The organism is Vibrio clamense (assembly GCF_050337905.1).
GTDB classification, from domain to species: domain Bacteria; phylum Pseudomonadota; class Gammaproteobacteria; order Enterobacterales; family Vibrionaceae; genus Vibrio; species Vibrio cortegadensis.
In genome coordinates this window covers 37,895-50,899 of the sequence record NZ_JAKJTJ010000024.1, presented here as the reverse complement: position 1 = coordinate 50,899, position 13,005 = coordinate 37,895, and the positions used below count along the sequence as shown (strand labels likewise).

Sequence of the window (13,005 nt, the reverse complement as noted above, 5' to 3'; positions counted from 1 at the left end):
AAAAACTAAATCGAGCTCTATCATGCTATCTCTTTATCAGGCTCATTGGTCGCTCAATATCACCCTCAAGAATAAACAATATTAATTGTGGCTTACCACTATCATGCGTAATGAATCGAGCTGCACTTGGGCTTTACCAATATATCCCGTTAACTCTTGAATTTGCGTTTCAATCGCTTTAAGCTCTTCATCTCGGATATTTGGGTTTACCGCTTTAAGTGCCTGTAAACGCTCTAACTCACCATTAAGGTTAGACTGCATATCTTGCTGAGCCTGCTCACGGATCGCTTCTACACGCTCTACAACTTGAGCTTCCCCTAATGAAATAAGCTTATAAACATCATTTTGAACCGATGCCACCAGCTTACTGCCTAAATGGCGGTTTACTGGACTAAGTTGACGGTTAAAGCTTTCAAATTCTACTTGTGCAGACAGGTCATTACCACGTGCATCCATCATTAAACGGATTGGCGTTGGCGGTAAGAAGCGACTGATGCCACTGCGTTTTGGTGCTTGAGCATCAACAAGATAGATAAGCTCTAGCAAGATCGTACCAACAGGCAACGCTTTATTCTTCAGTAAAGAGACCGCTGACGTACCGACACCTTCACTCATCAATAGATCGATACCACCTTGAATCATTGGGTGTTCCCAGCTGATAAAGTTCATATCTTCACGAGACAATGCGGTTTCACGATCAAACGTGATCGTCGCGCCTTCATAAGGCAGTCCAGGGTAGCTCGGCACCATCATATGTTCAGATGGCGTCACAACCAATGCGTTTTCACCTTTATCGTCTTGATTTAGGCCGATGGTGTCGAATAGGCTCAAAGCAAAAGTGATCAAGCCTGTATCGCCATCGGTTGACACGATCTTATTGACGATCTCTTGCGCTTTCTCGCCACCATTCGAGTGCATCTCAAGTAGACGGTCACGACCTTGCTCTAGCTGAGATTTCAACTCTTTGTTCATCTTCGCCGACTCATCAATGATTTCATCTAACTGCTCAGTGTTACCTGTCGCTAGCATGTCGATCAATGTCGCTGCGTATTTGTCGTATACCGCGCGTCCTGTCGGGCACGTTTCAGAAAATGCACCAAGGCCTTCATCAAACCAACGCGCAAGAATCGCTTGAGAAGTCCCTTTTAGGTAAGGCACATAAATATCGATATCGCGCTCTTGACCAATACGATCTAAACGGCCAATGCGCTGCTCTAACAGATCGGGATTAAATGGAAGATCAAACATCACCAATTGGTTAGCAAACTGGAAGTTACGACCTTCAGAACCGATTTCACTACAGATCAGAACTTGGGCGCCACCCTCTTCTTGAGCGAAATATGCAGCCGCTTTGTCACGTTCGATGATTGACATGCCTTCATGGAAAACAGTCGCTCTAATGCCTTCACGTTCGCGTAGTGCTTGCTCAAGTTGTAATGCCGTACTTGCACGAGAGGCAATGACTAACACCTTCTCACTGCGCTTCTCTTTAACTTTCTCTAATAACCAGTTAACGCGAGAATCGAACTGCCACCAAGATGCATCTTCCCCTTCAAATTCTTGGAAGATCTCTTCAGGGTAGAGCATTTTCATTGCACGAGCTTCAGGAGGCATTTTGCCACCGATCATGCCAGATACACGCATTGATGTGGTGTACTGAGATGGGATATCCATTGGTAGCAAGTGAACATTACGCTCTGGGAAGCCTTTAATTGCCGCACGAGTGTTACGGAACAGTACTCGCCCCGTACCGTGGCGATCCATTAAGTTGTCAATCAACTCTTGGCGTGCTGCGGCTTTCTCTTCTTCGTCACTGTCACTTTCGATAATACGGAACAGAGGTTCTACATCTTGCTCTGATAGCAGTTCTGTAATCTGATTCTTCGCGCTATTTTCTAATTTGATACCCGAAAACAGTGCCGTTACTGAATCGGCAACTGGTGCGTATTGATCTTCTTCGGTGACAAAGGTTTGATAATCATAAAAACGATCAGGATCAAGCAAGCGTAGACGAGCAAAATGGCTTTCTCGGCCGAGTTGTTCCGGCGTCGCGGTTAATAGCAGTACGCCTGGAGTGCGATCAGCAAGCCCTTCAACCACTTGATATTGGCGACTCGGCTTGTCTTCGCTCCACTCTAAGTGATGCGCTTCATCCACGACTAATAGATCCCACTCACCTTCTAATGCTTGCTCATAACGCTTACGACTCTTACGTAGGAAGTCTAATGAGCAAAGAACATATTGCTGGGTATCAAATGGGTTGTCTGATTCAGCAAAGGCTTCAATGCAACGCTCTTCATCAAAGATAGAGAAGTGCAGGTTAAAACGACGCATCATTTCAACGAGCCACTGATGCTGCAATGTTTCTGGAACAACAATAAGAATACGTTCAGCACGACCAGACAACACTTGTTGGTGAATGATCATACCCGCTTCGATGGTTTTACCTAAGCCCACTTCATCAGCCAGCAATACACGAGGAGCATGACGACGACCCACTTCGTGTGCGATGTAAAGTTGATGAGGGATCAGACCTGCACGCATACCACACAGACCACGCATTGGGCTCTTGTGCTGTTCAAACTGATTGCTCAACGCTCGGTAGCGCAGAACAAAGTTATCCATACGATCAATCTGACCAGCAAACAGTTTATCTTGAGGCTTGTTAAAGCGAATTTGGTTACTTAAGAAAATTTCGCGCAGTGCGATCTCTTCTTCGCCATTATCTTCGCGCTTACCGATATAGGTAAACAATCCTTTGTCTTCGATGACTTGTTCAACATTGAGAGACCAACCTTCTTGGCTTTCGACAACATCTCCAACGTTAAATGTTACTCGGGTTACGGGAGCTTCAGTTCGTGCGTACAAACGGTTCTCTTCTGAAGCGGCAAACATTAATGTCACTGTACGAGCATCCAATGCTACGACGGTACCTAAACCTAAATCGCTTTCCGTATCGCTAATCCAGCGTTGCCCCAAAGCAAATGTCATGAATTGACTACCTCATCTATTAAATGGAATTTGGTCTATTAATTTTAGCTATAAATCTTCTTTCTGTTGCCCATTTTAAAGGCAACATTCAATAATTCAGTACGAATGTTATAGGAACAGAAAAAGGTCGCTAATCTTACTTGATGCTGTGATTTAGGTCACGCCCAAACACTCATTATCTTGACTCTTTTTCTGTCTATTTTCTTACGCATTTACAAAAATGAGCGCCTAGTTACCTAGGCGCTCATTATCATCATTTATGGTGTTTACTGTTTAGCTAAATCTTACTCGGTACCACCAACGGTCAATGAATCCAGTTTCAATGTTGGCTGACCGACACCGACAGGTACACTTTGACCTGCTTTACCACAAACACCTACACCGCGATCTAAGCTCAGATCATTACCAACCATAGAGACTTGCTGCATTGCTTCAATACCAGAGCCAATAAGCGTCGCACCTTTGACTGGGTGAGTAATTTTACCGTCTTCAATCATGTAAGCTTCTGATGCAGAGAAAACAAATTTACCTGAAGTGATATCCACTTGACCGCCACCAAAGTTCGGAGCGTAAATGCCTCGCTTCACTGTCGAGATGATCTCTTCTGGGCTGTGCTCACCCGGCAACATGTATGTGTTTGTCATGCGCGGCATTGGTAGATGAGCATAAGACTCACGACGTCCGTTACCTGTTGGTGCAACACCCATTAAGCGAGCGTTCAATTTATCTTGCATGTAGCCTTTGAGTACGCCGTTTTCAATCAGTGTATTGTATTGGCCATTGACACCTTCATCATCCACATTTAGTGATCCACGAAGATCTTTCAGCGTGCCATCATCCACAATCGTGCAAAGCTTTGACGTGACCTGTTCGCCAACTTTACCAGAGAATACCGATGATTCTTTACGGTTAAAGTCACCTTCTAGTCCGTGACCCACCGCTTCATGTAACAAGACACCTGGCCAACCAGAACCTAATACCACTGGCATTGCGCCTGCTGGTGCGGCAATCGCTTCAAGGTTCACTAGCGCTTGACGAATCGCTTCATCAGCATATTGATAAGCGATCTGAGTTCCGTTTTCATCACCTAAGAAGAAATCATAACCAAAGCGGCCACCACCGCCTGAGCTACCACGCTCGCGACGATCTCCTTTTTGCGCCAACACGCTGATAGACAAACGAACTAGTGGGCGAATATCACCCGCATAAGTCCCGTCCGTTGCGGCAACTAGCATCTGCTCGTGCACACCACTCAAACTAATTGAAACCTCTTGAACCATCGGTTCTTTAGTCCGGATATACGCATCTAACGCTTGTAATAGCTCTGTTTTTTGCTGCTTCTGCCAACACTCTAATGGGTTCGTTGCGCCGTAATACGCTTGGTTTGAGCTACGCTTAAATGCTTGAACCTGACCATTTTGACCTTGTTGAGCAATACCACGTGCCGCAATGGCACTCTGCTTTAAGCCATCAAGCTGAATTTGGTCCGAGTATGCGAAACCCGTTTTTTCTCCAGAGACTGCGCGAACACCTACACCACAATCAATGTTAAAAGAACCATCTTTGATGATGCTGTCTTCTAGTACTAGAGATTCATGCCAGCTTGATTGAAAGTAAATATCTGCGTAATCAATTTGACGAGTCGCAATACTCGCAAGGGTGTCTGCAATATCTTGCTCAGTTAAACCAGTAGGGTTAAGTAGTGCTTCTTCAAGACGATTAATGGTCATATTTGGTTCTTATTATCCTAATAAAATTGATTACTAAAACGCGAGTGTTGGAGGATTGGCATTCGTTGCCTAATCGGTTCTATTTGAGATAGATCGATCTCAACCACTAAGTTCTGCGCATGTTGGTCGAGTTGACGAGTGACTCTACCCCACGGATCTATCACCATAGAGTGTCCCCACGTTTCTCGACCGCAAGGATGAACTCCACCTTGCCCGGCAGCCACTATCCAACACTGATTTTCAATCGCTCTGCTTCTAAGTAACACCTCCCAGTGGGCATTACCCGTCACGGCTGTGAATGCAGCAGGAACGACAATTATTTGAGCACCTTTACGCCTCAATTCTGAGTATAGATGTGAAAAACGCACATCATAACAAATACTCAAACCTAAACACCCAAATGGTGCCTCATGCGTGACCACTCTATCACCAGGAGTAAAGGTCTCAGATTCTCGATAACATTGGTGCTTATCGGCAACATCCACGTCAAACATATGCAGTTTATCGTAATGTGTCACCAGCGTACCAAAATCATCGAACACTAAAGTCGTGGTGGTGACACCTTTTTCCGTTCGAATCGGCATGCTTCCAATCACTAGCCATAGCTTAAATCGTCGAGCTAGTGATTGCAGTTTCTCCTGAATCGGTCCTTGATTCAGTGGCTCAGCATAACGATGGTAATCCTCTTTGCTACCAAAAATAATCGAATTTTCTGGTGTCAGGACCCAAGTAACCTTCTCTTGAGCGAACTTGTTTAGCTGATCTTCTATATGCTGCAAGTTAACCCAAGGATCCGCCCCTGATGTCATTTGAATGATTCCAACGTTACTCATAGCGATTCCTTTTGCTATTCAAACCTATATTTCAGTCTCTATTTTAATTTTTCCAACAGCTTCTCTGGTAGCTTAAATTCGCCTTTGCTCCGTGAAAGCTCTTTTACCACAGGTGAATCAAGCGGTCCCTTCACTTCATAATTTACTTGAGTGATTACCTCAACAACGGGTGAAATTACCGTGGTGATCGCAAGTACATAAAGCGCGGTTTGTGGCGTCACAGCGAAAGCGGTCAGTACCGGAATACCTGAGGTAATATCGGGCGTGAATTCTACTTCAGCATCAACCAACTGAGTGTTCAAATTCGCAAGGCCTTTAATATTCATCTCACCCGCGACCGCATCCATATTAATGTCATTGGTAACAAACACACCATCTTGGATTTTCCCGCTACCAGTGATGCTCGCAAATGCCATCCCTTTATCAAATACGTCACTAAAATCGAGTTTCATCTTACGGATGATTGAATCAAGGCTAAATAGACCGAGTAGGCGAGCAGCACCACCCACATCAGAAATCACCCCTTCGCCAAAGGTCAGATCAAGATTACCTGACAAGGTGTTCACTTGCATTGACCAAGGTGAACCATCCCATTTCGCTTGGGTGGTTATCTCAAATGGAGCTTTTTGAATACCGGAATCAACACCGAATCGCTCCATCAAATCGCTATTATTTTCGCCTTTAATATGAACATTTGTACTGGAGTGGCTCACCTCATCTTTGAGTGTCCACCAGCCATCAATGTTAAGTTCATTCGTTCCACTGATCACTTGAACCTTTTTCCATTCAAGCCGATCATTTTGGCGTTGGAGATCAACGTTTACTTTACCTACGTTATAACCTTGCAGCCAAAAATCATTGATCACTAAGGTTAAGTTCGGCATCGCTTTATGGAATTTCCGTTCAAACTCTGAGATTAAAGGCCTCAGTTGTTTTGCTTTTTCTTCTTCCGGCGTTTTTTCTTCTAATACTTTATCAATAGCAGGAACATAGATGTGCAGTCTATCGAGGGATACACTCAGATCGTAAGGTTCAAGATAATTCACTCGACCTTCAATTTCTTGGCTCTCAACATCCATCTGCCAACCGAGGTTTTTTTTACGAGCACTAAAGTCCACATCATGCCATTCAAGGCCTGCAAATGTTAAAGCTTGGCTTTGTACTTTCAAACGTTTAGGCAACGGAATAATCGGGGTATTCATGGTATCAACCACCGATTTTGCACCGACGACAGGCTCATCAGCCACAGAAATCCACTCATCCAAATCAAACGTATCAGTACGAACAAGAACGTGGTGCCCAACGACAGGGCTAATTTTAAAGCCGCCATTCCCGAGCACTAAGTTAGTGGCGGTGAGTACTGGTGTATCTTGAGTGATATCGATTTCTGCTTGGTACTTAGTATTAGGCAATTGCAAACGAGCGGTTATGGACTCTTGGTTACCTGACGCTTGTAAACTAGCTTTACCCTTATCTCCGGCAGATTTTGCTAACGGATATGGGTACTGGCTCTCTAAAGAAGTTAGGTTTGATTGCAAATCTAGCTGATAAGTAAATCCAACATCATTAAGTTGAAGGTCTACCCCAAGCTCCCAAGGTGCGTGGCCACTCAATCGCTTTAACCATCGTTGTCCAAGGTATGGCGTCAGTGGCTTCACATCCCAATCCCCTACCGCATCCAATTTTACGGCATAGCCTTGGCCTGCATTCTCACCGGTAAAATCAATGGATACCGGTTGATCTAAGATCTCACCGCCCAGTCCAGAAGCCATAATTACATCATCATCAAATTTAATTCGCCCCGTGACTTTTTCCAGAGTCATTGGTGGCGCAGCCATTTCTACGTGATTATTTTTTAAATCAGCAAAGCCCCATGCTCGTGTATCTTTGCCTTCATCAAATGGAATATTTAGCTTAAATTCGGACGATACCTTACCACTCACTTGAATCGCGGTAAGAGCAGCACCAACAGAGTCAACCAATGGCGAGGCTGTCATGTAATCCCGTACTGCATTTCCTGAAGCACTGACTTTCGCTTCAATTTCGATATGCCCGCCTTCTCCTAAATTGGGGATACGCCCTGTAATACGTTGCGCGTTGACTCCCATCAATTTTGCAGAACGTGAATCTAAGTGCATTGCCGCATTTTCAAACAGAAGGTCCAACTGCAAATTAGTCACTAGTGGCCAAGCGGTATCAAAACTAAACTTCGCATCTTCGAGACCAACCCAAGCTTGAAAGATGCCATCGTTTTTTTGATATGGGTAATCGCCCAACTCTCCATACCACAACAATTTCGCAGTATGGGCTTTCCCTGCCTGAACCGCAGCAGAGAGATAATCTGTAAGGTCTTGTCCAAGAGCAAGAGTCGGTAAATAACGCCATGTTTGTCCTGCGTTATACACATCCGCTTCCGCATAAAAAGAGAGAAATGGACTAGCGTTATTCGGAAAATCCAGACGGAAAGCACCTAGTACTTGTAAATCCGGAGTCGCTGCGGTGACTTTATCTGCCCATAAACTCCAGCCGTCATCTTGGCGTTGCCACACCACATCAACCGCACCTTGCTTAATCACTAATGGCGCTTGAAATACTTCCCCATAAGGGAGTTCATCATCGATAATTTGTAGTTTGGCTGTCGCTTGAGTTTTCGAACCTGCAATGGTGGCATTCGCATAGTTAACACCAGGAAGAAGTTCCCACTGCTTAATCGCGCCATCAACTAATGAGGCTGAATAGGTTAAAGAATCGGCGTCTTGCCCTTGTGCAATACGTATATCTTCAATTCGACCGCGTGGTGAAAGCTTATCTAGCAATTGCGTCATTTCTGTAGAATCAGGGAGCAATTTAGCCATAGGACTTAGCGTAGCAATATCAAGCTGTGAAACATTAAGTCGCCACTGTTCGGGTTGCCACTCAAATGCAATATCCAGTTCAGGCCATGGCGTGTCGTCAGTTCTAAGTTGAAGTGAGTGCCCATTAACTTGCCAACCTTTTTTCAACGGAGACAATTTAAATATGCCAGATTCAATAATTAGATCGTGCTTTGAACCTTCCGTCCATGACAGTTCTGACGGAAGTACTTCAACATAAGCATCGACGGGTTTACTGCGATGTAATGTTATCCAACTATTTAAGCTCACTTTACCTTGATCAATGCCCGTTTCTGTTTGTAGATAACGGGTTAACCATGGAGTCACTAATACGTTTTCAGCACTGACATAGAACTCCCCTGAGACAACTTGCAGCGATCCATGATCAATAAAGTTAGCACTTACCAACAATGAGTTAAGACTTGAGTCCGCGAGGCTCACTTCGCCTTCCACTTTGTGGTTTTTACCTTGGTTACGCCATTTCAGGTGACTAATATCAAGCTGACGCTCTTCACCTGAAACCGCTTGGTACTGCACCAAAGAGTTCGCCACGGTGAAATCTTCTAATTGGCGTAGCAGCAACGAATCCAGTTTTTGTATCACATTGGACTGCGGCGCTTTGGCCGAATCACTAGGAAGATTGTTACCCTCTTTCTGAACCAAGCCGATCGAGCGAATATCTAAGTTCAACCCATTCAGAGTGAGATCAGCGATAACTGGCTTAAGGTGAATCATCGATTGAATAAGATCGAATTCTATTTCGACTTCCTCAACAGAGAGATGATTCTCTTGCCCAGCTAAATTGGCATCGATATTTTTTAAGGAAATGGAGGGATGCGTGTTACGCCAAAAGCCGCTAACACCAGAAAGGGTGAATTCAAAACCAGATCCTTTACTCACCCAAGCTTCTATCTCAGATTTATGCTGATTTAGCTGAGGTAACGTAATGCGCAAGGCCGTAACAGTGATAGCAAGAATCACTAACACTGTAACTAACAACCACAATAAAATTCGCCATAAGCGTGTAAAAGTTGAACTCACAAAACTCTCATTACATCATAACAACATCGAATTGTTCTTGAATATACAGTGACTCAGCTTGAATGCGGACTTGCTTACCAATGAAGACTTCCAACTCAGCTAAAGCGTGTGATTCGTCACCTTCCAACGTTTCAGCGACGGCAGGTGAAGCATAAACCACAAATTTATCTGCATCATAAGCACGATTTACTCGCGTTATTTCACGTAAAATTTCAAAGCAGACAGTCTCGACAGTTTTCACCGAACCGCGACCTTCACAAGTAGGACAACTCGAACAAAGAATATGCTCAATGCTTTCTCGAGTTCGTTTGCGGGTCATTTCAACCAAACCAAGTTGAGTAAAGCCGTTTATGTTGGTTTTAACGCGATCTTTACTTAATGCCAACTCTAATGAATTCAATACTCGCTTACGGTGCTCTTCTGACATCATATCGATAAAATCGATAATAATGATCCCACCAAGGTTACGCAGACGCAATTGACGAGCAATCGCTTGAGTCGCTTCAACGTTAGTATTGAAAATCGTTTCTTCTAAGTTTCGACGACCAACAAATGCCCCCGTATTAATATCGACGGTAGTCATCGCTTCAGTTTGATCGATAATCAAATAACCGCCGGATTTAAGTTCCACTTTTCGGTCCAGTGAACGCTGAATTTCATTCTCAGTGTCATGCATATCAAAAATAGGCTTGTCACCTTCATACAGCTCTAATTTCGACGTTAGCTCAGGCACATACTCAGAAGTAAATTCTTTTAAGTATTCAAACTCTTGACGAGAATCGATTTGAATTTTGTCCAGTTCAGTGCCAACAAAATCACGTAAGATTCGTTGTGCTAAACCAAGCTCTCCATAAAGTGTAGTACGAGTTTTATATTTTGATTTACGTTCAATGATCTTCTGCCACAAACGTTTCAAAAACGCAGCGTCTTGAGACAGTTCTTTCGCATCTGCCCCTTCCGCAGCGGTGCGGATAATGAAACCACCGTGCTCATCACAGTAACGTGATACGACTTTTTTCAATCGACCACGCTCTGATTCACTTTCAATACGCTGAGAGACGCCAACATGGCTCGCCCCCGGCATAAAGACAAGGTAACGAGAAGGTAAGGTAATATCGGTAGTAAGACGAGCGCCTTTAGTGCCAAGTGGGTCTTTCACCACCTGAACAACGATATCTTGGCCTTGGCGAACTAATTCAGAAATATCACGAACTTGGAACTGTTTTTTCTCATTTTCAGCGACGCATTCAGTATGCGGAACAATATCTGAAGCGTGCAAAAACGCCGCCTTTTCAAGGCCGATATCAACAAAAGCAGCCTGCATTCCTGGTAGAACACGGCTTACTTTGCCTTTATATATGTTTCCAACAATCCCGCGACGAGCATCGCGTTCGACATGGACTTCTTGAAGAACTCCACCTTCTATCATGGCCACTCGAGTTTCACTCGGGGTCACATTTAATAGCAACTCAGCACTCATGAAGCGCACCTCAATGTAATTTATAAGAATTCGTGCAAGAGCTGGTCTGTTTCAAATAAAGGTAAACCGACAACGGCGTAATAACTTCCTTCTATACGGGTGACAAATCGCCCCCCTAAACCTTGTATTCCGTAACTTCCAGCTTTATCGCATGGTTCCCCTGACAACCAATATTGTTCTATTTCGTATTCAGTTAGGGGCTTGAACCATACATCAGTAGTCACCACTACTGACGATTGTTTAGTGTCTGTTACCACGCTAACCGCTGTCATCACTTGATGGCGGTTAGCCGATAGTTTTAGCAACATGGATCTAGAATCAGAATAATCAACTGGCTTTTCTAATACTTGATTATTACAAACAACCACAGTATCAGAACCAATCACGATTGAGTCCGGAGCAGATAAACTTAACCCTGCCCGAGCTTTATCTTGAGACAAACGAAGAACATATTCGTATGGGCTTTCATGAGCTTGCTTCTCTTCTTTTATGTCCGCATTCACAATGCTGAACTGATAGCCAAGTTGCTCAAGTAGCTCTTTACGTCTTGGAGAGCCTGATGCTAGTACTAGGTTTATTTCATTGTGCATTAGACTATCTCACATGCCACTGACGACGAATTCGTCTCATTAGTAAAAACATCCATGGCCAAAGTATACAGTTAATCATACCTGCCCACAGAGATAATGGGTTAAACACGACATCTTGGATCAAATATTCACCAAAGAAGATCAATACTTGCATTAGAATCGTTAATAAACCGATGATTATGGCCTGTTGCCACAATGCCATATTCCTAATGACAAGAAAGTTCAATGCAATGATGTAGATGATGAGCGACATCATCATCCCTCGGATACCTAATGTCGATCCAATCAATAAATCCCAAAGTAGCCCTAAAACTAATGCGGTACCAACATTGACTCTATGTGGCAATGCGAGCACCCAATAACACGTCACAAGTAATAACCAAGATGGGCGTAATAAATCTAGGAGCCCAGGCCATGGAATAGTTTGTAGCACTAACGCAAAGATGAAAGAGGTACCAATCACGATTTTGCTTCTTAATACACTATTCGCCATTTTTAGCCTCTACTTTTACATCATCTTTCTTTGCTTTATCTTTCGCTATTGCGGCTTCATCTTCATGCTTAACCTGCTCCTTCGCCATACTTTCTGGGGCAGATTGCTGAACTTGAAGACGGCGCTCTTCATTCGGCCAAATCAAGAGTAAATACCTTAAGCGATCAAATTCAACTACAGGCTCGGCGGTAATGGCCGCAAACTCACGACGCATATCGTGTTCAACAGATGTCACATAGGCAACAGGATACCCTTCAGGATAAACACCGCCTAAACCTGAAGTCACCAGAAAATCACCATTCTGAATGTCAGTACTGGTGGGTATATATTCAAGCTGAATTTGGTCTACTTTCCCGTTTCCAGAAGCGATCACTCGGATGTCATTACGTACCACTTGAACAGGGATGGCATTATTTGCATCAGTCAGTAGCAATACACGGCTATTATGAGCGGCAACAAACGTCACTTGACCGACAACACCTTTTTCATTCAGAACAGGTTGCCCTTCATATACACCATCAATCCGACCTTTATCGATAACGACTTGATGTCGGTAAGGAGACGTATCGACAGCCATCACTTCGGTTACCACCTTGCGCTCATCTCGAACGAAAGGAGAACCCAATAATTTACGTAATCGTTGATTTTCTTCTTTATATTGATCCAATAAGATCAAGTCACTTTTGAGGCGCAGAACCTCTCGCTTCATTGCGTAACTATTTTCTATCAAACCTTGACGAGTATTCAAACGCTCATAGAAACCATCAAACATGACTCGCGGTAAGTTAGCTGTATATTGAATAGGGGCAACAAGGCTATTGAGGAAATAGCGGACACTTGAGAATGTGTCTAAACGACTATCAGCCAGCATAAGGCTGGCTGATAGAATTACAGCAAAAAACAAGCGCAGTTGTAGAGATGGGCCTCTACCAAAAATTGGCTTCATTTATATTTGGTCCTAGAATCTAGGTCCT

8 protein-coding genes are annotated in these 13,005 nt (G+C 43.9%); all 8 read right to left on the bottom strand.

What is annotated here, in order from left to right:
* Positions 1–81: 81 nt before the first annotated feature.
* Positions 82–2,991, bottom strand: coding sequence for an RNA polymerase-associated protein RapA (gene rapA / locus L4C39_RS12530; protein ID WP_429746202.1), 2,910 nt, complete (start codon positions 2,989–2,991; stop codon positions 82–84).
* A 284-nt stretch (positions 2,992–3,275) separates the two neighbouring features.
* Positions 3,276–4,721: a metalloprotease TldD gene (tldD, locus tag L4C39_RS12525; RefSeq protein ID WP_017051166.1), complete on the bottom strand. Its 1,446-nt coding sequence runs from the start codon at positions 4,719–4,721 to the stop codon at positions 3,276–3,278.
* 17 nt (positions 4,722–4,738) lie between these two features.
* Complete coding sequence (locus L4C39_RS12520; protein ID WP_113799580.1) at positions 4,739–5,554, bottom strand: carbon-nitrogen hydrolase family protein; 816 nt, start codon at positions 5,552–5,554, stop codon at positions 4,739–4,741.
* 38 nt (positions 5,555–5,592) lie between these two features.
* Entirely contained in the window at positions 5,593–9,468 is a 3,876-nt protein-coding gene (locus tag L4C39_RS12515; protein ID WP_429746199.1) for a YhdP family protein, read from the bottom strand.
* Positions 9,469–9,478: 10 nt separating this feature from the next.
* Positions 9,479–10,948 (bottom strand): ribonuclease G, encoded by a 1,470-nt coding sequence (rng, locus tag L4C39_RS12510; protein ID WP_261888578.1) that lies wholly within the window; start codon positions 10,946–10,948, stop codon positions 9,479–9,481.
* Between the two features lie 20 nt (positions 10,949–10,968).
* Positions 10,969–11,538 carry a Maf family protein gene (locus tag L4C39_RS12505; RefSeq protein WP_017051170.1) on the bottom strand — a complete coding sequence of 190 codons (570 nt, stop codon included), beginning with the start codon at positions 11,536–11,538 and terminating at the stop codon, positions 10,969–10,971.
* Between the two features lie 4 nt (positions 11,539–11,542).
* A complete protein-coding gene (mreD, locus tag L4C39_RS12500) occupies positions 11,543–12,031 on the bottom strand; it encodes a rod shape-determining protein MreD (RefSeq protein ID WP_017051171.1) in 489 nt (162 codons plus the stop codon).
* Positions 12,021–12,977, bottom strand: coding sequence for a rod shape-determining protein MreC (gene mreC / locus L4C39_RS12495; protein WP_017051172.1), 957 nt, complete (start codon positions 12,975–12,977; stop codon positions 12,021–12,023). Before mreC ends, mreD begins: the two co-directional genes overlap by 11 nt.
* Positions 12,978–13,005 lie beyond the last annotated feature (28 nt).